The sequence below is a fragment of the Bacillus sp. ISL-34 genome, from assembly GCF_018613325.1.
Taxonomy (GTDB): domain Bacteria; phylum Bacillota; class Bacilli; order Bacillales; family DSM-1321; genus Peribacillus.
The window spans coordinates 343,396-368,019 of sequence record NZ_JAGGQJ010000004.1 but is presented as its reverse complement, the minus strand read 5'-3'; the positions used below and the strand labels follow the sequence as shown (position 1 = coordinate 368,019).

General features: G+C 43.3%; 31 protein-coding genes and 1 pseudogene. 17 read left to right on the top strand and 15 right to left on the bottom strand.

All coding sequences use genetic code 11. The features are described 5' to 3' along the window. The first annotated feature begins 116 nt into the window (after window positions 1-116). Entirely contained in the window at window positions 117-962 is an 846-nt protein-coding gene (locus tag J7E52_RS05615) for an alpha/beta fold hydrolase (RefSeq protein ID WP_214744035.1), read from the top strand. 249 nt (window positions 963-1,211) lie between these two features. On the opposite strand, the gene J7E52_RS05610 is transcribed toward J7E52_RS05615, so the two are convergent. Beyond that, window positions 1,212-1,472: a DUF1871 family protein gene (locus tag J7E52_RS05610; protein WP_214744034.1), complete on the bottom strand. Its 261-nt coding sequence runs from the start codon at window positions 1,470-1,472 to the stop codon at window positions 1,212-1,214. Between the two features lie 102 nt (window positions 1,473-1,574). Between J7E52_RS05610 and J7E52_RS05605 the strand changes: the two genes are divergently transcribed. Then, window positions 1,575-2,750, top strand: coding sequence for a MalY/PatB family protein (locus tag J7E52_RS05605; protein WP_214744033.1), 1,176 nt, complete (start codon window positions 1,575-1,577; stop codon window positions 2,748-2,750). Window positions 2,751-2,790: 40 nt separating this feature from the next. On the opposite strand, the gene J7E52_RS05600 is transcribed toward J7E52_RS05605, so the two are convergent. Continuing rightward, window positions 2,791-3,546 carry a TraR/DksA C4-type zinc finger protein gene (locus tag J7E52_RS05600; RefSeq protein WP_214744032.1) on the bottom strand — a complete coding sequence of 252 codons (756 nt, stop codon included), beginning with the start codon at window positions 3,544-3,546 and terminating at the stop codon, window positions 2,791-2,793. A 143-nt stretch (window positions 3,547-3,689) separates the two neighbouring features. On the opposite strand from J7E52_RS05600, the gene J7E52_RS05595 reads away from it, so the two are divergent. Next, window positions 3,690-4,547 (top strand): manganese catalase family protein, encoded by an 858-nt coding sequence (locus J7E52_RS05595; protein ID WP_214744031.1) that lies wholly within the window; start codon window positions 3,690-3,692, stop codon window positions 4,545-4,547. Window positions 4,548-4,587: 40 nt separating this feature from the next. On the opposite strand, the gene J7E52_RS05590 is transcribed toward J7E52_RS05595, so the two are convergent. From J7E52_RS05590 to J7E52_RS05575, 4 genes are all read right to left on the bottom strand, one after another. Continuing rightward, a complete protein-coding gene (locus J7E52_RS05590) occupies window positions 4,588-5,202 on the bottom strand; it encodes a PH domain-containing protein (protein WP_214744030.1) in 615 nt (204 codons plus the stop codon). Between the two features lie 39 nt (window positions 5,203-5,241). After that, complete coding sequence (locus J7E52_RS05585) at window positions 5,242-5,718, bottom strand: GNAT family N-acetyltransferase (protein WP_214744135.1); 477 nt, start codon at window positions 5,716-5,718, stop codon at window positions 5,242-5,244. 163 nt (window positions 5,719-5,881) lie between these two features. Further along, on the bottom strand, window positions 5,882-6,106 hold the full coding sequence (locus J7E52_RS05580) for a hypothetical protein (RefSeq protein WP_214744029.1): 225 nt from the start codon (window positions 6,104-6,106) through the stop codon (window positions 5,882-5,884). Between the two features lie 134 nt (window positions 6,107-6,240). Next, complete coding sequence (locus J7E52_RS05575) at window positions 6,241-6,831, bottom strand: peptidylprolyl isomerase (RefSeq protein ID WP_214744028.1); 591 nt, start codon at window positions 6,829-6,831, stop codon at window positions 6,241-6,243. Between the two features lie 178 nt (window positions 6,832-7,009). On the opposite strand from J7E52_RS05575, the gene kapB reads away from it, so the two are divergent. Further along, window positions 7,010-7,396 (top strand): kinase-associated lipoprotein KapB, encoded by a 387-nt coding sequence (kapB, locus tag J7E52_RS05570; RefSeq protein WP_214744027.1) that lies wholly within the window; start codon window positions 7,010-7,012, stop codon window positions 7,394-7,396. 40 nt (window positions 7,397-7,436) lie between these two features. On the opposite strand, the gene kapD is transcribed toward kapB, so the two are convergent. After that, window positions 7,437-8,060: a 3'-5' exonuclease KapD gene (gene kapD / locus J7E52_RS05565; protein ID WP_214744026.1), complete on the bottom strand. Its 624-nt coding sequence runs from the start codon at window positions 8,058-8,060 to the stop codon at window positions 7,437-7,439. A 263-nt stretch (window positions 8,061-8,323) separates the two neighbouring features. Here kapD and J7E52_RS05560 point away from each other — a divergent pair, with 263 nt between their 5' ends. The 3 genes and pseudogenes from J7E52_RS05560 to J7E52_RS05550 all read left to right on the top strand — a co-directional run bounded on the left by J7E52_RS05560 (window position 8,324) and on the right by J7E52_RS05550 (window position 9,470). Continuing rightward, window positions 8,324-8,617 (top strand): hypothetical protein, encoded by a 294-nt coding sequence (locus J7E52_RS05560; RefSeq protein ID WP_214744025.1) that lies wholly within the window; start codon window positions 8,324-8,326, stop codon window positions 8,615-8,617. Next, a pseudogene (locus J7E52_RS27350) lies at window positions 8,580-8,969 on the top strand (transglycosylase domain-containing protein); the annotation flags it as partial. The gene J7E52_RS05560 and the pseudogene J7E52_RS27350, both read left to right, overlap by 38 nt. 57 nt (window positions 8,970-9,026) lie before the next feature. Next, on the top strand, window positions 9,027-9,470 hold the full coding sequence (locus J7E52_RS05550; protein ID WP_286197469.1) for a hypothetical protein: 444 nt from the start codon (window positions 9,027-9,029) through the stop codon (window positions 9,468-9,470). A gap of 145 nt (window positions 9,471-9,615) precedes the next feature. Here the strand turns inward: J7E52_RS05550 and J7E52_RS05545 are convergent, their stop codons facing one another. After that, window positions 9,616-9,813: a DUF5366 family protein gene (locus J7E52_RS05545; RefSeq protein ID WP_214744024.1), complete on the bottom strand. Its 198-nt coding sequence runs from the start codon at window positions 9,811-9,813 to the stop codon at window positions 9,616-9,618. 396 nt (window positions 9,814-10,209) lie between these two features. Here J7E52_RS05545 and J7E52_RS05540 point away from each other — a divergent pair, with 396 nt between their 5' ends. Genes J7E52_RS05540 through mnhG form a run of 7 tightly spaced genes read left to right on the top strand, consistent with a single transcriptional unit; the run spans window position 10,210 to window position 15,938 of the window. After that, window positions 10,210-12,615, top strand: coding sequence for a Na+/H+ antiporter subunit A (locus tag J7E52_RS05540; protein WP_214744023.1), 2,406 nt, complete (start codon window positions 10,210-10,212; stop codon window positions 12,613-12,615). Next, window positions 12,612-13,034 carry a Na(+)/H(+) antiporter subunit B gene (locus tag J7E52_RS05535; protein WP_053536727.1) on the top strand — a complete coding sequence of 141 codons (423 nt, stop codon included), beginning with the start codon at window positions 12,612-12,614 and terminating at the stop codon, window positions 13,032-13,034. The genes J7E52_RS05540 and J7E52_RS05535 overlap by 4 nt, the downstream gene beginning before the upstream one ends. Next, window positions 13,034-13,375, top strand: coding sequence for a Na(+)/H(+) antiporter subunit C (locus J7E52_RS05530; protein WP_214744022.1), 342 nt, complete (start codon window positions 13,034-13,036; stop codon window positions 13,373-13,375). The genes J7E52_RS05535 and J7E52_RS05530 overlap by 1 nt, the downstream gene beginning before the upstream one ends. Continuing rightward, complete coding sequence (locus J7E52_RS05525; RefSeq protein WP_214744021.1) at window positions 13,368-14,849, top strand: Na+/H+ antiporter subunit D; 1,482 nt, start codon at window positions 13,368-13,370, stop codon at window positions 14,847-14,849. Before J7E52_RS05530 ends, J7E52_RS05525 begins: the two co-directional genes overlap by 8 nt. A 6-nt stretch (window positions 14,850-14,855) precedes the next feature. Continuing rightward, window positions 14,856-15,332, top strand: a complete 477-nt coding sequence (locus tag J7E52_RS05520; protein ID WP_214744020.1) for a Na+/H+ antiporter subunit E — start codon at window positions 14,856-14,858, stop codon at window positions 15,330-15,332. Window positions 15,333-15,379: 47 nt separating this feature from the next. Next, window positions 15,380-15,616, top strand: a complete 237-nt coding sequence (locus J7E52_RS05515; RefSeq protein ID WP_396020251.1) for a Na(+)/H(+) antiporter subunit F1 — start codon at window positions 15,380-15,382, stop codon at window positions 15,614-15,616. Beyond that, a complete protein-coding gene (gene mnhG / locus J7E52_RS05510; RefSeq protein WP_214744018.1) occupies window positions 15,600-15,938 on the top strand; it encodes a monovalent cation/H(+) antiporter subunit G in 339 nt (112 codons plus the stop codon). Before J7E52_RS05515 ends, mnhG begins: the two co-directional genes overlap by 17 nt. A 52-nt stretch (window positions 15,939-15,990) precedes the next feature. Here mnhG and J7E52_RS05505 read toward each other — a convergent pair whose 3' ends face one another. From J7E52_RS05505 to J7E52_RS05480, 6 genes are all read right to left on the bottom strand, one after another. Next, entirely contained in the window at window positions 15,991-16,710 is a 720-nt protein-coding gene (locus J7E52_RS05505) for an MOSC domain-containing protein (RefSeq protein ID WP_214744017.1), read from the bottom strand. A 63-nt stretch (window positions 16,711-16,773) separates the two neighbouring features. Beyond that, on the bottom strand, window positions 16,774-17,172 hold the full coding sequence (locus J7E52_RS05500; RefSeq protein WP_286197468.1) for a hotdog fold thioesterase: 399 nt from the start codon (window positions 17,170-17,172) through the stop codon (window positions 16,774-16,776). Between the two features lie 126 nt (window positions 17,173-17,298). Further along, window positions 17,299-17,862 (bottom strand): 5' nucleotidase, NT5C type, encoded by a 564-nt coding sequence (locus J7E52_RS05495; protein WP_214744015.1) that lies wholly within the window; start codon window positions 17,860-17,862, stop codon window positions 17,299-17,301. A 15-nt stretch (window positions 17,863-17,877) separates the two neighbouring features. Then, window positions 17,878-18,975 carry an FAD-dependent monooxygenase gene (locus J7E52_RS05490; protein WP_214744014.1) on the bottom strand — a complete coding sequence of 366 codons (1,098 nt, stop codon included), beginning with the start codon at window positions 18,973-18,975 and terminating at the stop codon, window positions 17,878-17,880. A 23-nt stretch (window positions 18,976-18,998) separates the two neighbouring features. Continuing rightward, window positions 18,999-20,093, bottom strand: a complete 1,095-nt coding sequence (gene ribD, locus J7E52_RS05485) for a bifunctional diaminohydroxyphosphoribosylaminopyrimidine deaminase/5-amino-6-(5-phosphoribosylamino)uracil reductase RibD (protein ID WP_214744013.1) — start codon at window positions 20,091-20,093, stop codon at window positions 18,999-19,001. Window positions 20,094-20,106: 13 nt separating this feature from the next. After that, on the bottom strand, window positions 20,107-20,856 hold the full coding sequence (locus tag J7E52_RS05480; RefSeq protein WP_214744012.1) for a GTP cyclohydrolase II: 750 nt from the start codon (window positions 20,854-20,856) through the stop codon (window positions 20,107-20,109). Between the two features lie 254 nt (window positions 20,857-21,110). Here J7E52_RS05480 and J7E52_RS05475 point away from each other — a divergent pair, with 254 nt between their 5' ends. Then, window positions 21,111-21,500, top strand: a complete 390-nt coding sequence (locus J7E52_RS05475; protein WP_214744011.1) for a YuzC family spore coat inner layer protein — start codon at window positions 21,111-21,113, stop codon at window positions 21,498-21,500. Between the two features lie 59 nt (window positions 21,501-21,559). Here J7E52_RS05475 and J7E52_RS05470 read toward each other — a convergent pair whose 3' ends face one another. Continuing rightward, a complete protein-coding gene (locus tag J7E52_RS05470; RefSeq protein ID WP_214744010.1) occupies window positions 21,560-23,065 on the bottom strand; it encodes a leucyl aminopeptidase in 1,506 nt (501 codons plus the stop codon). A 278-nt stretch (window positions 23,066-23,343) separates the two neighbouring features. On the opposite strand from J7E52_RS05470, the gene J7E52_RS05465 reads away from it, so the two are divergent. Both J7E52_RS05465 and J7E52_RS05460 read left to right on the top strand, forming a co-directional pair. Next, the gene (locus J7E52_RS05465; protein WP_034310222.1) at window positions 23,344-23,826 is read left to right on the top strand and encodes a divergent PAP2 family protein; all 483 of its coding nucleotides are present in this window, start codon (window positions 23,344-23,346) and stop codon (window positions 23,824-23,826) included. Between the two features lie 9 nt (window positions 23,827-23,835). Next, entirely contained in the window at window positions 23,836-24,624 is a 789-nt protein-coding gene (locus J7E52_RS05460) for a cobalamin-binding protein (protein WP_214744009.1), read from the top strand.

Genomic DNA, 24,624 nt, shown 5'->3' with positions numbered 1-24,624 from the left:
GTAATTGTCTTTTTTCATCGTTATTATTACAATTACTGTTATGTAACAGTATTAAAGGACCTTTTTTGGAATATTCAGGTGCACACAAGACTTCTATCAATGGAGGAGGATCTTTTATGGAAAGTCATACAATCAAAGGTGTCGAACGGGTGGGTAATATGGAAATCTATTTTGAATATGACCGAATCGATGACTCCTTCCCCACCCTAATCCTGCTTCATGGATTTTTGTCATCGAGCTTCAGTTTTCGTAAATTAGTGCCCTATTTAATCAAGGAATTCAATGTGATTTCCATCGACCTCCCGCCATTCGGACAAAGCGGAAAAGATTATCGATATACATATTCATTCCGGAACATCGCTAAATCCGTCGTTCTGTTCTTAGAGGCAAAAGGCATCAGGAAATTCAGTATCATCGGCCACTCCATGGGCGGACAGATTTCCCTGCAGCTCATCAAATCATATCCTGACCTTGTCGATCATGCCATTCTCCTTGCCGGTTCAGGCTATCAGCCCAGCTATTCGGAAAAAATGAAGATGGTCAGTTACCTGCCTTTCTTTTCATTCGGGATAAAACGGTATTTACAAAAATCAGGTATCGAAAAGAACTTGAAAAATGTCGTCCACGACCCGGCCATGATTGACGATGAAATGCGGCAGGGATATCTGGGACCATTCATAAAGAAGCATGATATTTTCCGAGCATTGGGGCGGATGCTGCGAGATAAGGAAGTCGATTTGTTGAAGGAGGACCTTAGTGATATCCATACACCATGCCTGCTTATTTGGGGAAGGCATGATCGAGTGGTGCCATTGAATATTGGCAAAAGGCTCCATGAGGACCTGCCTAACTCCGAGCTTGTTGTCATTGAGGAATCCGGGCACCTTCTTCCAGAGGAGAAACCCGAAGAGGTGTATCAATTGATTAAAGGATTTGTTGGAGTGGCCAACCCAACAACCTAAACTGCGCAAACTCACGAGTAAACCGCGCAAACTCACGAGTAAACTGCACAAACTCACGAGCAAACTGCACAAACTCACGAGTAAACTGCGCAAACTCACGAGTAAACTGCGCAAACTCACGAGTAAACCGCGCAAACTCACGAGTAAACTGCACGAATTCACGAGTAAATAGCAAAAACTACGAGTAAAGGGCAAAAAAACAACATAAAAAAGGTGCCCCCTGATTTCTGGGTACACCCTTTTTCACCTTTAGATTGAACAGCTGGCATCATTTTTAATGATGAGCAGCTTTTGAGCAACTTCCAGGCACTTTTCCATCTGAACGGATTCATCGAACGAGAACTCGTAAATGGATTTTATTTTTTCCGCCAGTTCCTTTGGGGCATCTATATCTCGGATTGCTACGACCGTATCGGCAATTTCGGGCTCATATAGATCCCATCCTATCTTGAAAGGGTCCCATTCTTGCAAAACGGCAACCAACGCTAAATTCATTTGCTGTGTATCCATAAGATCATCACCTGCTCAATATTTTCAAAGAACATGATATCATAGTATCATAACAACAGGCTTTTCGCGAAGACGACAAATTTTTATTCGGTGGTGGATATTTTGAACAAGTCAATATTTGAAGAACAAATCAACAGGGAAAATTCAGGATCTGCGAAATGGGATAAAAACTCGCTCACATCATTGTATGGGCGCGAGGATGTACTGCCAATGTGGGTTGCCGATATGGATTTCCCATCTCCTGAGGGCATTCAAAAGGCATTGATGGAACGCTTGAATCATCCGATTTTCGGCTATACCGTCCCTTCTGAAACAGTTTTCACCGAGATTCAAAGCTGGCTTAGAGACCGGCACTCCTGGCAAATCGATAAAGAGTGGATTTCATTCAGCTCCGGCGTCGTTTCCGCAATCGGTACAACGATCCAAGCATTCACGAACCCGGGCGATAAAATACTGATACAATCTCCCGTCTATACCCCATTTTTTGATATGATCAAAAATAATGACCGTGAAGTGGTCAATAGTCCCCTTATCATAGAAAAGGACCGCTTTGAGATTGATTTCAGCGATTTTGAGGACAAGCTGAAAAGCGGAGTGAAGCTATTCCTTTTTTGCAGTCCGCATAACCCTGGCGGACGCGTTTGGACTAAGGACGAACTCCTCCGAATCGGGGAGCTATGTGAAAAATATGATGTAGTCATCGTCAGCGATGAGATACATGCTGACTTATTCCATAAAACTTCAAGGCATTATCCGATCGGCGCGCTTTCAGAAAAATTGGCGGACATGACCGTTACTTTGATGGCGCCAAGCAAAACATTCAATATTGCCGGCCTTCAGGCTTCATTCCTGATCACCAGTAATGAAAAATTGCAGAAGAAATTGCAAAAGGCCCAAACGAAACTGGCCTTCCATGGTCTTAATATCTTTGCCTTAACAGCGATGGAAGCCGCGTATCGGGAGGGCTTGGAATGGCTTGAGGACATGATCGAATACATTGAGGAGAATATAAAAGTGGCAGAAGAATTTATTGCTGCTGAAATTCCTTCACTGCATGTCATGCATCCGGAAGCCTCTTACCTCTTATGGATTGACTGCCGTGACCTTGGATTGACCGACAAGGAAATTAAGGATCGACTGATCCATCAAGGGAAGCTCGCATTGGAACCTGGTTCAAAATATGGACCTGGCGGAGAAGGTTTCGTCCGAATGAATCTCGGTTGTTCACGCTCCGTCCTGATGGAAGGGCTAAACCGTTTGAAATTGGCTTTTTCGTAAATAAAAGAAGAACCAGGTTTAGTATCCTGGTTCTTCTTTTTCATTCTTTCTCTTCATCCACATAAGGATCATGCTCATATCGAGGCAAATCCCCAAACGGGGTTTGAATGTCTTCTTCAAAAAGTTCTTCCTTCAATTCTTCATATTGGGAGTTGTGATAAACCGTTATCTCCTTACCGTATATATCCACACCAACGAAATTTTCATAATCTTCGACATATCCGATATTTTCCTCGGATTCGACATACATATCTTCGTAATCGCTTGGCGGATTTACAAAATCGGAAGGCGATTCAGATGTTCCATAACTGGCAGCATCCTGCCAAGAATCTTCCGCATCGTATGCAACCGATTCGTGCTGATCGTCAAAATCAAACCTTCCAAACGGCGGTCCCAAGACTTCCTCTTCGACCGGCCGATTGTCCGAGGTTTCCTGTGATGGGGTATGCTCGACACAATAAGTCGTAGTAGGGATGGCATTCAAACGTTCAAGAGGTATTTCTTTTGAACAAATCTGGCACTTTCCATACTCCCCTGCCTCGATGGCAGAAAGCGCCCGTTCAATATCCCTTATTTCATCCCGGTCATGCTCGGAAAGGGCCAAATCCTTTTCCCGTTCATATAACTCGGTTCCTTCATCGCCGGGATGATTATCGTAACTCGATAACTCACCTGTCGAATCCTCCAGGCTCCTTCTTAAATCGTGGTTGCCTGAATCACTTAACCGCTCTTCCAACTCTTGCTTCGTTTGCTGCAATTGCTGCTGAAATTCTTTAAGCTGCTGATTGGATAGCATGTGCAACATCCTTTCAAAATCGTTCTTCCCTCTAGTATTTCTCTCTTCCCGCCATTCCATAAAGGTACTTTTTACCTTAGGAATAATTTAATTCTGATAACAGAAGCTAACTTAGAAATATCAAATTCAAGGAGGGCTTCAATTTGTATTTCTATAAAGAAGACTTAATCAATATGATCGTTCCCGATAAGCCTGATCCGAATGCAGCAAAAGTACTTCAGGAAACGCTTGGAGGGCAATTCGGTGAAATGCGGACGATGATGCAGTATTCTTTCCAAAGCGCCAACTTCCGCGGCAAGGCTAAACAATATCGTGATTTAATCCGTGGCGTTTTCTTGGAGGAACTTAGCCACGTTGAACTTGTCCAATCAACCATCAACCAGCTGCTGAATGGTGCTGGCGGGGATATGCCTGGAGATGTCGCTATCGACGGCGCCCCATTGGATGAAGTCATCAAAGGCGGTGCAAACCCTCACCATTTCATCATCGGTGCGAAAGCATCCCTGCCCGTCGATGCTGGCGGCAATCCGTGGAATGGATCATGGGTTTATGATCACGGTAATCTTGTGGCGAACCTTTTGAACAATGTCATGCTTGAATCCACGGGAGTCCTGCAAAAGTCCAGGATTTATGAAATGAGTTCCAATAAATCAATGCGCGAAACACTGGCATTTTTAATGGTTCGCGACAATGCCCATCAAAATGCATTTGCCAAGGCATTGGAAACTCTTGGGGTCGACTGGGGTAAAATCTTCCCTGTACCTAATTATGATTTGAACAAATATCCTGAATGCCGCAAATATGTGGATTTAGGCTACCATAATGCCCAATTCAACTTCAGGATGGATCAAACTCGAATCAGCGAAATTTTCCAAGGGGAGACACCGAGCCGAAATGGCGGAAGCCTTGCTGTTACCGAGCCGCCAAAAGGATTCCCGGTCCCTGAAATGCCGGATATGCCAAATGAACATAGCCCAGGCTTGACTGATTTGAACAATTAAAAAAGAAGGCGGACACATCATTCTGTGTTCGCCTCCTTTTTTAATTATTGATATATTTTTCAAAAACAAAGCCAAAATCTTTCACATGGTACTTTTTCCGGCTGTCCATCAACCATTCGAATGCGGCGGAATTAATTTCCTTGAAACTTGCAGCCATTTGGCTTCCATCAGTGCGAACCTGATTCAAAGTGGAAGAAGCAAGGTTTACGCTTTGCTGGGCATATTGAAGGGCATACTCATTCTCATGGCAAATTTCCGATATTTTCACGAGTGATTTGAACAAGTCCTTTAATTCTTCAATGAATTTCTTATGAACATCAATGGAGAAAGTCTTTGCACCGATCGAAAATTTAATTTCAGCATCCAAATCCACAGTCCCTGCGGTTTCAAGCGTGGCGTTGGAAATAGTATACTGGCTGTAGCTATATCTTGTTAATGTACGCTTTTTGCTTATCGCACTTGTACCGTCCAAATGTATGAACGCTTGATTCGTGAAACAGTACTCATCGGTTTTCGATTTAATCAGGAAATAAATTTTTTCCCCGTCTTCATGCATGATATAGTCATCCGCATCCACCTTGTCATAATCAGCAGGACTAATCACACTTCCAATATCACTAAGACCAAGGGCATCTGCCGCCATTTTCTTGAACATTCCTATTCCCCCTATCAAATTCAGGTGAATTACACCTTATTATAAGTATTTCTCCAGTATTATCTCGTCTCTGATCGGAATTCCATCAAAACTGTAAAAAGGTATTTCAGGCTTGATTTTCCGTGATTCTTCCACGGCATTTTTAACGATTTCCGAAATGACATAACCACGCTTTTGAAAAAACTTCAACGCCTGTAAATTATCGTTCGTTGTAATCGCTTTAATAGTATGGCAATTTTTTTCCTTAGCGATATTTTCCATCACATAAAGCAATGATGAGCCAACACCTTGATTCTCATGCTCACTATTCAAAGAGATGATCTGACATACATGGTCGGACAATTTGTATGTTCCCAACCCCGTGATTTTTTCATTCTCGTCCATCACCCCAAAACCCTCAAGTTCCGCATAATGAAACAAGCCTCTTGAAAAAACGACTTGGGTCGTCTCCCAGTGATTAATGAAAAAATCCTTAACCGTATCTGCCGCAATCATTCTTTTCGCCACGATTTGCATAACCAATTACGCCCCCAAATTTCTATCTCTATGCTTATAGTATAAAATGCTTATGCTGATAAGGGAACATTTAATTCTTCGTCAGGTCCTTTACGACCTTCAACAACACATAATACCATTCATATTCAAAAAAATGGGGCGCGATGTACGGCATTTCCCGGTATCAAGAAATGGTATCATCCTTTATACGTTGGTTCCTTTTGGTGACCTCATCTTCGAATTGTTTGGTTTTCATTTCTTCCTTCTTTGAATATCTTATAATTGCCCTCATCGTAAAAACGGCTGCGACTAAAAAAATGAAGCAAGTTATACCAGCCGAGATATATTCAGTCTTGTCTTCCGGAAAGTAAAGAAACAAACCTAGTAAAGCATGATTGAAAAAGTCCATCCGATACATCCTTCCTGATAGGGAATTAAACTGCATTATCCCATTATATCAATTACCAGAACAATCCACTAGTGGGCCTAATCCACTAAAACCTAAAAAAACGAGAGGCACTGAGCCCCTCGCTTCTCTTTTATTTATAAAATGGTGATCCCTTTAATGACCACGTCCACTGCTGGCTTGTCTCCCGCTACTGTCTCTACGTTAGCAATCGTATCAACAACGTCCATGCCTTCGACCACTTGTCCAAAAACAGAGTGTTTATGATCCAGCCATGGTGTGCCGCCTTGCTCCATATAAGCACTGATGATTTCTTCCGGATAACCGGCTTGCTTCATTTGCTCACCCATCCTGCTGTCCACATGCTGGGCTTGTACGACGAAGAATTGGCTGCCGTTTGTTCCTGGGCCTGCATTTGCCATGGAAAGAGCTCCGCGCAAATTGAATAATTGCATGGAGAACTCGTCCTCAAATGGAGTTCCCCAGATACTTTCTCCACCCATTCCAGTGCCTGTCGGATCTCCGCCTTGAAGCATGAAATCCTTGATGACACGGTGAAAGATGATTCCTTCGTAATAACCATTTTCAGCATGTGTCAAGAAATTCTCCACTGTCTTTGGAGCCAGTTCAGGGAATAGTTTAATTTTAATATCGCCCATCGACGTTTGCATGATGACCGCTTTTTCATTTTCCAAAACTTCACTTGTTAATTGTGGAAAGTTTGTCATTGTACATAACCTCTTTCTTTTTAAAATAAAATGGTATGAAACACCATTTTTCATCTTCATTTGTACACTTTACACGATTTTCATAAAAAAAGCATCTTTACGAAATTGAACAAATTCGCTGTGAAAAATCGTTGTTCTTATGTATCATGAAGGAAGTTAAAAGAAAGGTGGTAGGGAAATGTCAGAACAGGATTTTAAAATCGGCGATAAGGTTACCGCCATATATAAAACTGGAAAATATATCGGGGAAGTCACCGATATCAGACCTGCTGCATATCTTGTAAAAGTGTTGGCTGTCTTGAAGCATCCCATGCAGGGAGATCTCCATAACCCGAAGCAAACGGAAGTGTCCATGTTCCATCAGCGGCGTGCCCTAGCTTTCCGGGAGCAAACCAATGTACCAAAGAATATGGTCAGGAACTTTAATGAGGAGATTCCTGAGTATAAGGAATCCTTAAGAGAAGCTGTTGAGAAAATGAAATGCACTTTAAGCGAAGCCCAAACAGAGTGGAATGATAAAAGCTTACAATTGCTTGAAGATCTAGCGGCGGATTATTTCAAATAAAGCATGATAAAAGCCAAATCAGTAGTATATGATTTGGCTTTTATAACGCTAAATGATTCAATACTTTTGATAAATCAATGCGATCGCCAATTGTCGTCGGTTCATGATTTTTCATATAACTTTTATCTTTCTCCACTAACTTAAAGATATTATATGTCGTAATCGCATCATCCAGCGCCCGGTGATGCTTGCCTGTCCCTTCTTTGCCATAGGCCTGTACAGCCTTCCAAAGCCCGGTTTGATTTTGATCCCCGAAAAAGCGTTTATACTCCAGGCAAAGATCACTTTGTTTCCCTGAAAAAGGGAAATCCAATCCTGCTTTCTGACAGTTCTGGCGAAGTACCTTCATGTCCATATTTCCCCAGGTAACAATCGTCGTCGGGTGCTGCTCATCTATTTTCTTCAATAAAGTAACCAGCTCTTCAAATGAAATTCCCCGGTCCACCTGATCCTGGGTAATGTTCAAGAACTTCTTGCATCTTCCCGTTAAGACTGGAAATTTCAATGGGTTAACAAAAGATGAGAATTGTTCCTGAATGGTCTCATTAATGACGGTGACTAAGCCAACCTCAATGATTTCCGGATAAAACCCTACTGGATTGGCTTTTCCTTCTGGCATCGTAAATTCAAAATCTATGAATACATATTGCTGTTGTTCCTCCATTTTTATGACCCCCTTCATATTCCTGACATCAACTTATAAAACAAAAAATGGTTTTTTCTCACGAGCTTATTATAACAGAAGATTTAGAAAGTTTTTCGTAACACACCATTCGGATACGGCAATTGCCATCATACCTAATTTACCCAAAACTCTATATTGTCTACCTTATTTGGATTATGATGGATGGATGGATCAAAAGTACCATTTTTTCATTCCTTCAATTTAAGGACATACTAAAAATATATTAGTTAGGAAGTTGAACTATGCGCACGTATCTTGGTTATATCACGATTTCCCTCTTGGTTCCCGTATTGATCCTTTTCATTTTCCTTTCCTATCAGGAGTGGTCCTTAGCGCAATCTCCCTATCATGTACTCGACGAGCGAATTCCCATTGAATCGATAGAACTGGCTCAGTATAGTTACATGAAGGCTGAAAATGGAAAGGTCATCAGTGAAATTTCCAATGGTGAGAACCGGACTTACCTAAAACTTGAAGACATCCACCTATTCCTGAAAAATCTGTTCATCGTTACAGAGGATCAGAAAATTTTATGATCCTGCAGGCGTTGACCTATCCGGCATAAGCAGGGCGCTTCTTATCAATTCACCAAATAAAACAATCGAACAAGGCGGCAGTACCATTACCCAGCAACTTGCCAGGAATGCTTATCTTTCACATGATAGAACGTATAACCGAAAACTTAGTGAACTCCTTTACGCCTATCAGATAGAGCGGAAAAAATCAAAACTGGAAATCATGGAGCTGTATTAGAATGCCATATATTTCAGTAATGGAGCTTATGGAATAGAAGCTGCTTCCCAATTTTATTTCAGTAAACCGACTGGAGAATTATCCAAGGCGGAACTTGCCTTCCTGGCCGCAATCCCTAATAATCCGGAAAACTATAATCCTCTTAAACATTTCGATGCGACGAAAAAGCGGCAGGAGAGATTACTGAAACAAATGGTTGCGGAAGGTGATTTAGAACAGGCCGAGTACGAAAGGCTTATCAAAAGTACGATTAAACTAGACTTGTCCACCCTGGTCGACTTATATCCCGATTACGTGACATATGTTCATCAGGAATTGAAAATCCTGGTGGCATCCTCCGAGGGTCTCGACAAATCTCTTCAAAGCCCTGATGTCGCTATACGGATGCTGAGCTGGATAAAAAGGTCGAAAAAGCTTTTGAATTCCGGTGTAACCATCCATACCGCACTCGATACCAAGCTGCAAACACAGTCAAAGATTGCTGTACAATCAAAAATCGGTGTCAATGATATCGAGGTGCTTTTAGTGGTTATACAGCATCATACGCACGAGCTTGTCTCTTTGATTGGGGGAAAAGATTATAAAAAAAATTCTTTCAATCGGGCATACCAAAGTTATAGGCAGCCAGGGGCATAATCAAGCTACTCAATTATGCCTCCTATTTTAGAAGAAACGGATGCTGACCTCAATCTGCTCGTTAGCGGAGCAAGCTATTGCAACTCACTGAACAATGAACAGGCACCGCCAATCACATATATGACAGATCCCTTTCTTACACTGTTCAGGGCTTTCCCCTCCGAATCCTTGGAAAGAATAATAAAGACAGCTCCAATATCGTATCGGAGACCAGCTTCAATACGGCAAAAAACATGAAGAATACTAGGAGCAATACGATCAGCAGCGCAAGCTTGATGCCGGCTTCAGAAAAAAACTCCTGCATCCCTTGGTAGATTCCCAAATTTCCAAATAACTTGAGCATTTGCATTTGCCCATAAATAGGATTGAAATGATTGGTAAATAGCTATGTAAATCTGTGTTTTTCATGATTTCTCCATCCATGCGTCTTTTATCCTATAATATGCAAGGTGATCCACCATTTAACAATGGGTACTCTACTAATTCCCCCTTGAAAAACTTTTTTTATAAATTTTTCAGGACGATTCCCCCTCCTTTTCTACCTATATATAAAACATCATTCAAGTTTGCCTTCACCCGTTTTTAAAGCCATGCAAACCCACATAAATTGCGTTATACTTTTAAGCGAGGCAAGTATTCGATAAAAAAATACATATTCAACGAAGATTTCCTAACGTCTATAATTGCGCGAAAAAAGCATAATAAGACGACTGACTTCGTTTTAAAAAGGGGGGAGTTTATGTCTTTACTTCATTGGGCGGTAATATCACCGTTTCTATTAGCATTTATTGTACCAATATTGTACAAACTATTTCGACAAATACACACTGGATGGTTTGTATTGATTTTACCGATTATCCTTTTCACCTATTTTTCAAGGTTCATTTCCTTGACCAAACAAGGGGATATGATTACGGAAAGGGCAACATGGATTCCTTCTCTCGGAATTCATATTGATTTCTATGTCGATGGACTGGGGCTTTTGTTCGCCTTGCTTATTACAGGTATAGGTTCACTCGTCGTTCTGTATTCAATTTTCTATTTATCAAAAGAGAAAGAAAAGCTGAACCAATTTTACGTCTTCCTTTTGCTTTTCATGGGAGCGATGCTTGGTGTCGTCCTATCCGATAACCTAATTGTCCTTTATTCGTTTTGGGAATTCACGAGTTTATCATCTTTTCTATTGATAGGATATTGGAATGAAAGGGAGCTTTCGCGGTATGGAGCGCAGAAATCCCTGCTGATCACTGTGCTTGGAGGCTTAAGCATGCTTGGGGGCATCATTCTCCTTTCCATTATGGGGAACACATTCAGCATACGTGAATTGATTGCCCAAAGCGGGGAACTTATGGACCACCCGCTCTTCACTCCTGCACTTTTGCTTGTGCTGCTTGGCGCGTTCACTAAATCTGCACAGTTCCCGTTCCATATCTGGCTTCCTGACGCGATGGAAGCACCGACACCGGTCAGTGCTTACCTTCATTCCGCCACAATGGTCAAGGCCGGAATTTATTTGGTTGCCCGATTAAGCCCCGTTTTTGCGGAATCAGGATTATGGTTCTGGCTCGTTTCGATCGTCGGATTGATCACCCTGCTCTGGGGCTCATTCTCTGCAATCAAGCAGACTGATTTGAAGGGGATTCTCGCTTTTTCCACCATCAGTCAGCTCGGATTGATCATGTCGCTTTTGGGACTTGGTGCGGCGGCACTCCACTATGAAGCGTTGGGGGAAAATATATACTTGGCAGCCACGGTTGCAGCAGTATTCCACTTGATTAATCATGCGACCTTTAAAGGCAGCCTTTTCATGGTTGCAGGCATCATTGATCATGAAACCGGTACGCGTGATATCAGAAAGCTTGGCGGATTGATGCAGTTGATGCCGATCACTTTCACCGTCGCTGTCATAGGTGCTTTTTCAATGGCTGGACTTCCGCCCTTCAATGGTTTTTTGAGTAAGGAAATGTTCTTGGCCAGCATGGTGGATGTATTGGAATTGAATATCTTCAATATGGAGACATGGGGGGTTCTGTTCCCTGTGGTGGCATGGGTAGCCAGTGTATTCACTTTTATTTATAGCATGATCGTCGTGCTCAAACCCTTTACAGGAAAACTTCAGTTACAACTATTGGAAAAGAAGCCCCATGAGGCACCGATCGGGATGCTGATATCCCCGATCATCCTTGCTTCGTTGGTCATCGTTTTCGGTATTTTTCCAAACTTGCTATCTTCATCAATCATTAAACCTGCGGTAGCCGGCATACAGCCAAGCTTGGCGGGACCGGATTTCCAAGTCCATATCGCCTTCTGGCATGGATTCCAACCTGAAGTATGGATGACCATCGGCATCATAGCATTTGGAATTCTTTTATACAAGACGCTTCCGAAGTGGCAGAAGATCACTCAGTGGATTCCTGAACGTATATCCCTGAATGCTTTGTATGATAACGGGGTAAGAGGGCTCGAACGCTCAGCTTCCTTCGTCATGAAAGTATTAATGACAGGTTATATTCGGACGTATCTGCTTTCAATCTTCCTTTTCTTCATTCTTTCCTTGGGCTTTACGCTCTATTGGAAGGATGCATTTAAATTGGATACAGGGAATTTTGCCCCGATCGGCATATATGAATTGGTATTGGCTGCGATCATCGTGATTGGCTCGATCGCCATTCTGTTTGCAAGATCCCGTTTAACTTCCATTATCATATTAGGAGCCGTCGGTTATACGATTTCCTTATTTTTCGTTTTACTGCGGGCACCGGATTTAGCCCTGACTCAACTAGTCATCGAAACGATTTCGGTAGCGCTGTTTTTGCTCTGTTTCTTCCACCTTCCGTTAATGGCAAGCAGAAAGGAAGAACGGATGACATTCAAGTTGAATAATGCCCTGATATCCATTGGTGTAGGAGTCATCGTGACATTGATTGCCTTATCGGCACATAGCAATAAACTATTTGATTCCATATCCAATTACTATCTTGAAAATGCTTATAAGGAAGCAGGCGGGAAAAACGTCGTAAATGTCATTCTTGTTGACTTCCGCGGACTTGATACGATGTTTGAAATCTGTGTCCTTTCCATCGCTGCGCTCGGAATATTCGCGATGATCAAATTGCGTTTGACAGGGGTGAAAGATAAATCATGAAGCAAAATGACCTGATTCTCCAAACGGTTACGAAAGTCGCCGCCTTTGTTATCTTGCTGTTTGCGGTAGCCATCTTTTTAGGAGGGCATTATTCGCCAGGAGGCGGGTTTGTCGGCGGTTTAATGACTTCAGCCGCCATTGTCCTGCTGTTGCTCGCTTTCGACATTAAAACCGTCACCGGCATCCTGCCGATTGACTATAAATTAATGATCGGGTCAGGCTTGTTCATATCAAGCCTGACCGTAGCCGGCGGGCTATTTTTCGGGGTGCCCCTCATGACACATGTTTATCAATATGTTGATTTACCGCTTCTTGGGCACATCTCGCTTCATACTGCGGTACTTTTTGATCTGGGTGTTTATCTTGTGGTTGTTGGTGTAACGATGACCATTATTCAAACGATAGGGGAGAGTGAATAATGGAACTTTTAATGGCCATTGTGATTGGAATACTATTTATGTGTGCGACCTATTTAATGCTTTCAAAAAGCATTTTAAGAATCATAATCGGTACAGGGCTGCTCAGTCATGGCGCCCACCTTTTGATTTTGACGATGGGCGGTTTGAAAGGCGGTTCCGTTCCATTGCTAAGTGATAAAGCAGTATCCTATGTCGATCCCCTTCCGCAAGCGCTTATCTTGACGGCGATCGTCATCAGTTTCGGAGTCACATCATTTCTGCTGGTACTCGCTTATCGGACCTACCAGGAACTTGGTACGGATGACATGGAAGAAATGAGAGGTACGGAAGCGAATGAATAATCTTACTTTCATGCCTGTTTTATGGCCGCTTTTCACAGGCATCCTGCTCATTTTCTTTGCAAAAAAAATCAGGCTGCAAAGAGGGATATCCCTTACTTCCTCTCTTATCGGAATTGTAATTTCCCTTTATCTAGTGTTTACGGTCCATACTCAAGGGATCTTGACTTTAGGTGTCGGCAGCTGGGATGCGCCATTCGGGATCGTGATCGTCGCAGATATGCTTTCTTCGCTGCTGGTACTGACCACGAATGTCATTGGATTGGCTATACTGCTTTACTCGTTTTACTCCATAGGGGAAGAACGTGAAAGACATTATTATTATCCTGTATTTCAATTTTTGCTGATTGGAGTAAACGGTGCCTTCCTTACGGGGGATCTTTTCAATCTATTCGTATTCTTCGAAGTCATGCTGATGGCTTCGTACGTGCTGCTGGTACTGGGAGGGACGAAAATCCAACTGAGGGAATCATTGAAGTATATAATCGTCAATGTGCTTTCCTCTTCCTTTTTCGTCATCATGGTGGCGTATCTTTATTCAGTTCTAGGAACATTGAACATGGCGGACATCAGCCAGAGGATAGCGGAAGTCAACCAGCCTGGAATCATCTCGGTGATAGCGATTGGATTTCTGATCGTATTCGGTTTGAAGGGAGCCATTTTCCCGCTCTTCCAATGGTTGCCCGGTTCCTATTATGCTCCTCCCATTCCAGTGATGGCTCTATTCGGGGCATTGCTGACGAAGGTCGGGATATATTCCATTTTCAGGACCTATACACTCATGTTTTATCATGACCAGGATTTCACCCATACTTTCCTTGCGATACTTGCAATCTTGACCATTATCATCGGTGTCATTGGTGCGATAGCTTATTGGGATGTAAAAAAAATCATCATTTACAATATCATCATCGCCGTCGGGGTTATCCTGTTCGGAATCTCCGTCATGAATGAACAGGGCTTATCAGGCTCCATTCTATATATCATTCATGACATGCTCATCAAGGCTGCACTCTTCCTGCTCGTTGGCATCATGATCAAAATCAGCGGATCGGATGATTTGCGGGACATGGGCGGCTTGATCAAGCAATATCCGGCCGTTGCATGGACCTTCTTCATAGCTGCCATATCTTTGGCGGGAATCCCTCCGTTCAGCGGTTTTGCCGGCAAGCTCCTGATTCTTCAAGGAGCTGCAGAAAAAGGGGCCTACTTTGGAATGGCCGTTGTCTTGCTTTCAAGTTTGATGGTCCTATATTCCGTCATGAAAATATTCATGAATGGCTTTTGGGGAACTCCGAAAGCTGATTATGCCTTAACCAATGAAACGGTTAATAAAATGCTAGTTCCTGCCGTCCTCCTTGTCATCATTTCCGTTTTATTCGGAGTAGGAACAGAATCGATTTACCCATTCATTACACAAGCTGTAGATTCGTTAATGAATCCCGAAATCTATAACAAAGCGGTTTTAAAGGAGTAGTGCCTGATGTCATTCCAAATTTTACTGAATGTGTTCCTTGCGGTTATCTGGATGTTTTTGAAAAATGAGTTTAACGGGAGCACTTTTATCATCGGATATATGTTGGGGCTCGGCATCATGTTCGTCTTCCGTCATTTTTTCAATGATCGTTTTTACTTGAAAAGGGTGAATGCCGTCGTTCTATTGCTGCTCATATTCGCAAGGGAACTCATACTTTCCAACATTAGCGTCCTTAAGGCCGTGCTTAAACCGAGCCTGGATATGAGACCTGGCATATTCGCATATGAAACCGTACTGACTAAGGATTGGGAAATTACGATCCTATCAAATTTAATTACACTGACACCAGGAACACTTGTCGTTGAAGTATCGGAAGATAATCGGATTCTTTATATCCATGCGATGGATATTGCCGACAAAGATGAGGCTGTGGACAGCATTAAAAATACATTTGAAAAAGCGATTATGGAGGTGAGCAAATAATGTTCGATCTAATACTTAAAATCGCACTGCTCGGTGTTTCGCTTTCCATGGTTGGATTCTTATACCGTTTAATCAAAGGGCCTTCCGTACCGGATCGGGTCGTCGCACTCGATGCGATGGGAATCAATCTTATCGCAATCGTTGCACTTGCCTCCATTGTCATGGATACAAGCGCATATCTGGAAGCCATTCTTCTGCTCGGAATCCTATCATTCATCGGAACGGTCGCTTTCGCCAAATTCCTTGAGAAAGGGGAGATTATTGAAGATGACCGCAATCGTTGAAATCCTATCGGCCCTATTCCTTTTAATGGGAGTCTTTCTCTTTTTAGTCTCGGCATTCGGCATCATCCGGCTGCCTGACGTCTATACAAGAAATCACGCTGCCTCAAAAAGCTCGACACTTGGGATCATGTTCATCCTGATCGGCACCTTATTATATTTCTATTATAAACATAGCCATTTCGATTTCCGGGTCGTGCTCGCGATCATCTTTATCTTCATGACCGGCCCTGTGGCCGGGCATTTAATCAATCGCTCGGCTTATCATTCTGGCGTAAAAATGTGGGATCGGAGTGTCCAGGATGATTTAAAGAAAACCCGGTGATCCTGCCATAGTAAAAGAGCTGCCCGGATTACAGGAGCAGCTCTTTTCTGTCTCAATCCTTTAAAAATACCTGGTCGCCCACTCTGATTTCACCAGTTTGCATGACCGAGGCATATACGCCAAAGTGGTTTTTCCTTTCCTTGACCACAGTTTTCAGAAGTGATGGATCTTTCTGGGAATCGTTTGGATCGACAGTTATGATCATACAACGTTCACAGTACCTTTTGATCTCCAATTCCACTTCATTCCCGATTAGAATCCTTTTTCCGAACCATTTCTCTTCTAAAAAGGGCGTTTTGTTCACTAAGGATAGCACCAAATTTTGCCTGAATCTCCTGCTATCCAGTTCTTTTCCCCAAAGCTTTGTCAATTCTCCAATCGAGGCATCACTGACAAGCAGGATGTTTTCTTCTTCAATCGCACCTAAAGGAATATGTATAGGTTGATAAACAACGGGTGCAGCCTCCTGTTTTAACAACCGTTCCATTTCCTCCTGAAAGGCTCCCTCCCCCCATGTCAGCACGTTTCCTGAAGGGGTCTTCACTTTAATTTCCGGATAGTGGTCAAGGGTTTCCTCACCAGAAAAAACAGCTTGATAACGGACCATTTCCGGGACTTGGGTTATCGTCAGGAACTTCCCATTTTTGTCTTTAAAGGCATGGCTGCGATCTCCATATAGTCCATAGTCCATCACCCTCGTTTTCTGTACCTGTTCACCAGTGAATGATTTTACAGGATGACGGGTTATTTCTTGTATATGACCCACCAGCATAAAAAAACCTCTTTTCATACAATAGTCTACTGCCATATTATACTTAAACCGGACACTGTAGAATCACTTTGTCTTCGGTAAGTCGATAACGGCCAATGTACAACGTGAAATGCAGATAAGATGATCCTCTTCATCATGGATTTTCACGTCCCACACCATGGTCGTCTTCCCGTGATGGATGATGTTCCCTTCTGCGGTAACAAAACCGGAACGGACGCCCCTTACATGATTGGCATTGATTTCAAGGCCGACGACAGCTTGTTTTGTGCTATCTACCAGCTGCATTCCGCCAAAGCTTGCAACGGATTCTGCAAGGGCAACGGACGCTCCCCCATGCAATAAACCATACGGCTGCCTAGTCCGGTCATCCACCGGCATCGTCGCAATGACTTTCCCATCACCCACTTCTTTCATTTCAATCCCAAGCGTGCCTATCAATGACTTTTCAATATTTCTCTCCATCCCAATACCCCCAGATCTCATGTTTTTTCCTGCCATTTACATAAAAAATGAATCACTATTCATACCAGTATACAAAAAAAGGATGACCCAAGTCTATCAAGTCATCCGTCAATAATGTGAATTTTATTATTTTGAGAGGATTTCTTTTAATTCAAACCAGCTTGTCAGTCTTGGAATATCCAATTCCCTGTTATAGGAGTTATCTATTGCATACACTTTCGTTGGAATATCCAATAAAGTTTCCAGCACTGCAGGTTTATCATCAAAATAATAATCCAATTCCAATTTGCGGATCGTATCAATTTTTTCATGATCCTTCATCCCGCAGTAAAAATGGTCATCCTTAACCGGAAAGCCGTTTTCAATCAGCCATTTTTTCGTCCGTTCACCATGCTCCGCTTTTCTGGCGGTGATGTAATAGATTTCATGACCATCGCGTTCAAGCTCCTGCAGCGTTTCCACTGCGCCCTCGAAGGCTGGACAGGATGAATAATACACTTCCTCGGCAAGGCTGTTCCACATCTTGCCCCCAGCCTCTTTATCAAGCCCGAAAGCTTCATGGATCTCCAACGTCTTTAAAGCTCTGAATTTCGTTAACTCTATGTTCGTATTAAGCTTTTCATTATAAAGATGAAACGCGAACTCCCTCAAGTTAATAAGGGTATCGTCAATATCAAAACCGAATTTCATATCCTTCACTCCTATTCAAACATAAGCGGCGGCAAACTGTGATGCGAAGGAAATTTCCTTGTCCACCTGAATGGCCTGTAATCTTTCAATTTCGGCTTTTCTTTTTGGCTCAGCCATTTTAAGTCCAAGGAAGCCAGTATCCTCCTGCAGGATGCATCCAGAAATAAGTTCGGCTAAAATATCGGCATCCTTCATGGCACAATTGAGTCCGAACGCACCTGTAGGTGTCATCGTATGGGCTGCATCACCTAATAAAGCAACGCCATCCTTTGTCCACGTTTTACAATAGCTGCTGTAAACATCCAATAAAATAAAGTCATGCCAAGAGCGGATATTTTCACTCACAACCTTTTTTAATTCAGGAAAGGCAAAAAGCAAATCTTCAATGAACGGATCAAAATGCTGTTTTCGCAAATGGGGAAATGAACCATGTTCTATATTCCAGCCAATTTGGATGAAACCTCCAGCCTGAGTGAAGAGGGCAACCTGTGAGCCATTGACAAATGCCATCTTGATCGAAGGCTTCCATCCCTCGGGAGCTGGAATTTTTGCCCACAGTAAATCATAACCATGATTTTTAATCACGACTGGAATCCCCGCTTTTTTTCGAACGATGGAAAATCTGCCGTCCGCCCCGATTATCAATGAACTTTGCACTTCCAGGTCATTTCCGCCATTTCGAGCCTTGACACCCGTAAAACGGCCCATTTCATTCTGTATCAAGTCCGTAACCCTCGTATTCATCATCAATTGAAAAGAGTCCAGCTTTTCAGCTTCATTCAATATAGCTGTAAGCAGATGATTTTGAGGAACATGTATCCCCACATGATCGACAGGCCATTCAGGAAAAATGCTTTTGAATATTTGGCCGTCATTCCAATATTCAATTTGTTCCATCCTAAGCAAGCCTAGCCTTTCCACACTCTCGAATAAACCGTGCTTTTTAAGAATGCCCTCTCCTTCATCGTTCAAGAACTCGCCCCTGAACTCCCTTGAAACCTCAGAATGCCTCTCAAGCAATACGACTGAAATGTCCTGCTTGGCCAATAGGTAAGCCAGCAGAGCTCCTCCAGGTCCTGATCCGACTATGCATACATCTGCTTTAACCAACATGCCTCTTCACCTGTTGTCTATTTTTATTTAGGATAAGCCGTGATGCGTATGTCCTCACCAAACGTTTCCACGCCAGAGAAGGAAACATCCATCGCTTCATCCATCTTATCCACATTCATTCCAGTATACGGTGTTAGTGAGTTTCTCCCGCCCAATAGTTTAGGAGCTATATAAATCAAGTATTTATCGATGAGCCCTTCCCTAAGGAAAGAGGCATTCACTTCGCTTCCGCCTTCCAGCAAGACATCCGTAATCCCCTTTTTATACAGCTCTTCCATCAAAGCCCTTAGATTCAGGCCCGTCTCGTTTTTGGGGACAAAAATGAATTCGACCCCTTTTTCACGTAAAAGGTCCATTTTATCCGCAGGTGCTTTTTCCTGCGTTACGATCAAGGTTTTCGCAACTGATGCTTGTACAACATTGGCATCCAAGGGAACACGTAATTCACTGTCTAAAATGATCCGGATCGGATTTTTCCCTCCGCCCTCCGGAAGTCTGGTCGTCAGTGATGGATCATCGGCCAACACAGTCCCGATACCAACGAGAATGGCATCCACCTCATCACGCAGCAAATGAACGGAATGACGTGATTCTTCTCCTGTTATCCATTTTGAATGACCTGTGTGGGTTGCAAGTTTTCCGTCGAGCGTCATCGCATACTTCGATATGACAAATGGACGATTCGTCAGCATATTGTGAATAAAACGCTCATTCAGCCTTTGAGCTTCCTTTTCAAGGACGCCAACTTCCACTTCAATGCCTGCATCCTTTATGATCGATATCCCTCTGCCGGCTACTTCCGGATTTGGATCTTGAGTAGCCACGACAACCCGCCGGACACCTGATTCTTTCACCAAATTTGCACAAGGAGGTGTCTTTCCATAATGGGAACAAGGCTCAAGAGTCACGTATAGCGTTGCACCTTCCGCATACTCACCCGCCATTTTGAAAGCATGTACTTCCGCATGCGGTTCACCCGCTTTACGGTGGATCCCTGTCCCGGCTATCACACCGTCTTTGACTATGACTGCACCGACCACTGGATTCGGATTCGTCTTTCCTTTGGCACTCGCCGCCAAATCCAGTGCCAGCTTCATGTAATATTGATCATCATTCATACTATAGCTCTCCTTATACAATCAAAGTTGGCTTCTTTTCGGGAATATGTCCAGACTTCTTAACCTTTGTATCGAGATAGAAACTATTATCTTCCGTCAGACCGCCCCAAAGCGGAATATGGTCCTTTGCCGCAAGTCCATGCTTCTTGAGGGCATCCAGCTTTTTCGGGTTGTTCGTGATCAAAGTCACCGGATTCTCGCGCAGTTCCCTCAACACTCGAATGGCTCCCTCGTAAGATCGCGTATCGTCCTCGAATCCTAAAGCCTCATTCGCCTCGACCGTGTCATAACCTTCCTGCTGAAGCAAATAGGCAAGAGATTTGGAAAACAGGCCGATCCCTCTTCCTTCATGGTCCGCAAGGTAAAAAATGGCCCCGCACCCATGCTCGGCTATCATCTTCATCGATTGGTGGAGCTGGTAGCCGCAATCACAGCGTTTACTGCCGAAGATATCACCTGTGTGACAGATGCTATGCATCCGGACAAGTGCATCCCCCGACTTATTAAAATCCCCATACACCAATACGGAGGATTGCTGTCCAAAAGCGAGGTTGGCTTCCGAAAGCGAATCAAGCACCGCTTCCTTGTCATTATCCGCGCCGTCAAGCTGAAGCCATGTATACCATTGGAAAACCGTTGAGAAATCACCTTGTTCGACAGGCAGGTTCACAGGCCCCACAAGGCATATATCAGCTTTTCCCGGGGTTTTGATGATATTCATTTTATCTATTAAAAGGTTTTTTGTTTCCTCGGTTATTTTCATGTTAACATCACCTATTTTATAATTTATAGTGTGCCTTCTCCTTACTTTAGGTAAGTAAGTATATTACTATACACTATACCTGTCAATGAAGCAGTTTACAAATAATAGTGTGTCTTTAATCATAATTTTCAAGAAGTTTTTTTGCAGAGAAAGGTCATTCACAAACCGCTATCATATCGGCTGGCCTTTATACATATTTTAACGTATAACGAAAACGTGTCTATAGACAGACTTAAGGAAAGGAAGGAAACCTTTTGGAGGATTTCCCTTATTTTTTTTATGACCCTATCCTGTTTCCGCCTCATGCCGGGGCAATGAATCGGGAACGGGAAGGAACATTGCGCCCCTACTCGGCAACCAATCCGGATCTGCTGGTTAAATCGGCAAAGACATCGCAATCCTTAATGCTTGATGTAAAAAAAGTCATGGATACTTTAGCCACATCCAAGCCTTTCTCGAACCGGTTGATGACTGCTGCCCAAGCGTCGAAAAAGAGTGTCGTGATCGATATGATCCGACAGATAGGAATTAAGAACGAACCTGATATCACGTATAACCCAGATGGGATCCGTTTTGATTTCTATCCTAAAGCAGGGGAAGAAAATTGTCATATCATCGTCAGCTTGAAATGGAGGGATGTATAACGTCAAACATTCTTTTGGTAAAAAAACCGAAGCCTTTTTTCGGCTTCGGATATTTGGGTTCATCTTGTTTTCGATTCAAAGGTTTCAACCAATAGTGCAAGCGTTCGTGCCATGACACCGGTAGCCCCCGCCGTGCACAATTCGGAGCTGCTCGAGGTTGTGGATGTTCCGGCAATATCCAGATGGACCCACGGAGTGTCTTCGGCAAATTCGCCGATGAATGCACCGCCCATGATCGCATGCCCTGCCCCTCCAGGTGAATTATTCAAATCCGCTATTTTACTATTGCGTACCCGCTCTTTATCCTTTTCTGTAATCGGCAATCTCCAAATGGGCTCCCCGGCCTCCTCTGAGGCTTTGACCACTTGTTCATAGAATTCCGTGTCATTTGTCATTGCACCCGTCATATCCATGCCCAGCGCCGTTATGACACCGCCCGTTAAAGTAGCAACGTCAATAAGATAGTCAGCACCATGATGTTTAGCGTATGTCATGGCATCCGCCAAAACCAGCCGGCCTTCCGCATCCGTATTCAATACCTCTATCGTCTTGCCGCTCATGGCAGTGATCACATCATCCGGCTTGAATGCATCACCGCTGATCATGTTATCAGTGGAAGGAATGACAGCCACGACATTTTGATCCGGTCCTAATTCACCGATTATTTCCATCGCGCCTAAAACAGCTGCCGCACCGCCCATATCCGTCTTCATTCCAACGATTCCGGCCTTCGTTTTCAATGAGTATCCACCCGTATCGAATGTGATGCCTTTGCCGACCAACCCGATAACATCCTTCCATTCCTCTTTACCTTGATACTTCAGGACGATCATTTTCGGAGGCTCGACCGAACCTTTATTGACAGCAAGGAGCGCACCCATTCCCAACTTGAGCATATCTTCCTTCTCGAGGATTTCCACTTCAAAACCATAACGTTCGCCCAAGGCAGATGAATAATCCGCCAAATCCGTGGAAGTCAACAAATTGCCTGGAGTGTTGACCAATGTTCTGGCTGAGTTCGTCGCCCTTCCGAAGATTCTCCCTACATGAAGCGCGGCTCCGACCTCTTCTTGATCATATTCACTGTAAACCGTAATCGATTCCAGGCTTTTTTCGACCTGGTTCGATTTTTGCTTGTATCCGTCAAATTTATAGGAAGCAAGTTCGAAAGCCTCGGAACAAGCATGCGCTGCGTCCAATGCATCCAGATTTTCAGTCGTGAATGTATCCAAAGCGATTGAAAGTGTCGTAATCTTGGATTCTTTTATCGTCTTACGCGCTTTTCCCAACGCTTCGCGGAGCGTTTCAAAGGATAGCTCCTTTTCCTTGCCCAACCCTACAAAAATCAATCTCTTTACGCTTAATTTACCTAATGTATGTATTTTGACCACTGATTTTTTCTTGGAAGAGATTTCTCCGGCCTTCACTAACTCTGTTAGCTGGCCGTCCAATCGTTCATCCGCTTCTTTTCCTATGCCTGTAAATTTTACGGGTCTGTCAAATACGCCTAGAATCAGGCATTCGTCCATCAAATCTATATTCAAGGAATCTTTTACTGTGAACATTCTGCTACCTCCTCCATTCGATTACATCCATTATAACGAAACCTTCAAAAATTTTCGAATAAGGCCCACAAAAATAATAATAACAAGGGATATTGTTTAGAATGAGTGACTTTAGAGTAATAGTATTAAGAAAGATCATATTTATAATTTATACTTATACCAGCAGGGAATCGACAGGACTGAATGGAAATAATAATAAGCGCCTTATTCCGAGCATGATGTATTTACCCATATATGGATTTCATCTTTACTTATAACTAGAAAGAAGGCTGATACTCTTGGAATTATTACTCAACTTCCCTTTAATCGCAGCATTGATTGCCATTTTCTTTGCTCAATTCATTAAAGTGCCCATCCACTTCATAGCATTTCGTAAAGTGAACTGGTCACTCATCAACTCCACAGGCGGTATGCCAAGCTCCCACTCTGCGGCCGTGTCAGCCCTAACCGTAGCGGTTGGGATCGAAACCGGAATGGATTCCCCTGTATTTGCCGTTGCAGCGATCTTTGCAATCATCACGATGTTCGATGCGACAGGAGTGAGAAGGCAGGCAGGAGAACAGGCAGCCGTTTTGAACCAGCTCGTTACGGATTTCAATACATTTGTCGAGCAAGCAAAGAACTGGCAGAAAAAAGCAGATAAACAGAAACAGCAACAATTAAAGGAACTGTTGGGCCATAAGCCAATCGAGGTATTTTTCGGAGCCTTGACCGGAGTATTCATTGCGCTGGCACTTCACTTTTTCATCTTTCAAGGGTAGGTGTTCAATTTGAAAATAATCTCTCTTTGCCCCAGCAATACGGAACTCTGCACATATCTAGGGATTGAAGATCAGCTGATCGCCATCGATGACTACTCTGATTGGCCTGAAACCTTACAGCATCTTCCTAAGGTGGGGCCCGATTTATCGATTGATATCGATCATGTGGAGTCACTAAAACCCGATCTGGTGCTGGCTTCACTAAGTGTACCGGGCATGGAAAAAAATATTGAGGGGCTAAAAGAACGGAACATCCCCCATATCATATTCAACCCGCAATCACTTGAAGATATCGCAAAAGATTTACTGATCTTGGGCGAGGCCATGGATCTTAAGGAAAAAGCAGAGGAACAGGCAGCCAAATTCCGCGATGCCATCCTTCAATATAAAAACGTCGCCGATAAAATCGAAACAAAGCCGTCTCTGTATTGGGAATGGTGGCCAAATCCCTTATTCAGCCCCGGGGGAGTTAATTGGTTATCCGAGATCAGCACGCTTGCGGGAGGATATAACCTTTTCGAAGATGTCGACATGGCAAGCATTCAAGTCACTTCCGAAGAGGTCAAAAAAAGGGATCCCGACCACATTTGCTTAGCTTGGGTCGGTGTCCCTTTACGAAAAGTAAACCCGGAGCTGGTCAAAAAACGGAAAGGGTGGACTGATATGAGGGCAGTCCGGGATAACAATATTCACATCATGGAAGAACCTTTATTCTGCCGGCCTTCCCCGCGATTACTGGATGGGCTTTCCAAATTGGCAAAGGCTCTGCATCCTGAAGCCTACAAAAGCATGGACTAA

Coding starts and splice junctions, on each gene's coding strand:
- J7E52_RS05495 (WP_214744015.1), bottom strand. CDS start 17,862: ATGAAATTCGGTTTTGATATTGACGATACCCTTATTAACTTGAGGGAG.
- J7E52_RS05615 (WP_214744035.1), top strand. CDS start 117: ATGGAAAGTCATACAATCAAAGGTGTCGAACGGGTGGGTAATATGGAA.
- ribD (WP_214744013.1), bottom strand. CDS start 20,093: ATGAATGATGATCAATATTACATGAAGCTGGCACTGGATTTGGCGGCG.
- J7E52_RS05550 (WP_286197469.1), top strand. CDS start 9,027: ATGGTTGCGGAAGGTGATTTAGAACAGGCCGAGTACGAAAGGCTTATC.
- J7E52_RS05590 (WP_214744030.1), bottom strand. CDS start 5,202: ATGTTCAAGAAAATGGCGGCAGATGCCCTTGGTCTTAGTGATATTGGA.
- J7E52_RS05540 (WP_214744023.1), top strand. CDS start 10,210: ATGTCTTTACTTCATTGGGCGGTAATATCACCGTTTCTATTAGCATTT.
- J7E52_RS05470 (WP_214744010.1), bottom strand. CDS start 23,065: ATGTTCACAGTAAAAGATTCCTTGAATATAGATTTGATGGACGAATGC.
- J7E52_RS05610 (WP_214744034.1), bottom strand. CDS start 1,472: ATGGATACACAGCAAATGAATTTAGCGTTGGTTGCCGTTTTGCAAGAA.
- J7E52_RS05500 (WP_286197468.1), bottom strand. CDS start 17,172: ATGGAGAGAAATATTGAAAAGTCATTGATAGGCACGCTTGGGATTGAA.
- J7E52_RS05545 (WP_214744024.1), bottom strand. CDS start 9,813: ATGCTCAAGTTATTTGGAAATTTGGGAATCTACCAAGGGATGCAGGAG.
- kapB (WP_214744027.1), top strand. CDS start 7,010: ATGTCAGAACAGGATTTTAAAATCGGCGATAAGGTTACCGCCATATAT.
- J7E52_RS05530 (WP_214744022.1), top strand. CDS start 13,034: ATGGAACTTTTAATGGCCATTGTGATTGGAATACTATTTATGTGTGCG.
- kapD (WP_214744026.1), bottom strand. CDS start 8,060: ATGGAGGAACAACAGCAATATGTATTCATAGATTTTGAATTTACGATG.
- J7E52_RS05600 (WP_214744032.1), bottom strand. CDS start 3,546: ATGCTATCCAATCAGCAGCTTAAAGAATTTCAGCAGCAATTGCAGCAA.
- J7E52_RS05585 (WP_214744135.1), bottom strand. CDS start 5,718: ATGCAAATCGTGGCGAAAAGAATGATTGCGGCAGATACGGTTAAGGAT.
- J7E52_RS05560 (WP_214744025.1), top strand. CDS start 8,324: ATGCGCACGTATCTTGGTTATATCACGATTTCCCTCTTGGTTCCCGTA.
- J7E52_RS05515 (WP_396020251.1), top strand. CDS start 15,380: ATGGTTGGATTCTTATACCGTTTAATCAAAGGGCCTTCCGTACCGGAT.
- J7E52_RS05505 (WP_214744017.1), bottom strand. CDS start 16,710: ATGCTGGTGGGTCATATACAAGAAATAACCCGTCATCCTGTAAAATCA.
- J7E52_RS05520 (WP_214744020.1), top strand. CDS start 14,856: ATGTCATTCCAAATTTTACTGAATGTGTTCCTTGCGGTTATCTGGATG.
- J7E52_RS05490 (WP_214744014.1), bottom strand. CDS start 18,975: ATGTTGGTTAAAGCAGATGTATGCATAGTCGGATCAGGACCTGGAGGA.
- J7E52_RS05525 (WP_214744021.1), top strand. CDS start 13,368: ATGAATAATCTTACTTTCATGCCTGTTTTATGGCCGCTTTTCACAGGC.
- J7E52_RS05575 (WP_214744028.1), bottom strand. CDS start 6,831: ATGACAAACTTTCCACAATTAACAAGTGAAGTTTTGGAAAATGAAAAA.
- mnhG (WP_214744018.1), top strand. CDS start 15,600: ATGACCGCAATCGTTGAAATCCTATCGGCCCTATTCCTTTTAATGGGA.
- J7E52_RS05580 (WP_214744029.1), bottom strand. CDS start 6,106: ATGGACTTTTTCAATCATGCTTTACTAGGTTTGTTTCTTTACTTTCCG.
- J7E52_RS05480 (WP_214744012.1), bottom strand. CDS start 20,856: ATGAAAATAACCGAGGAAACAAAAAACCTTTTAATAGATAAAATGAAT.
- J7E52_RS05535 (WP_053536727.1), top strand. CDS start 12,612: ATGAAGCAAAATGACCTGATTCTCCAAACGGTTACGAAAGTCGCCGCC.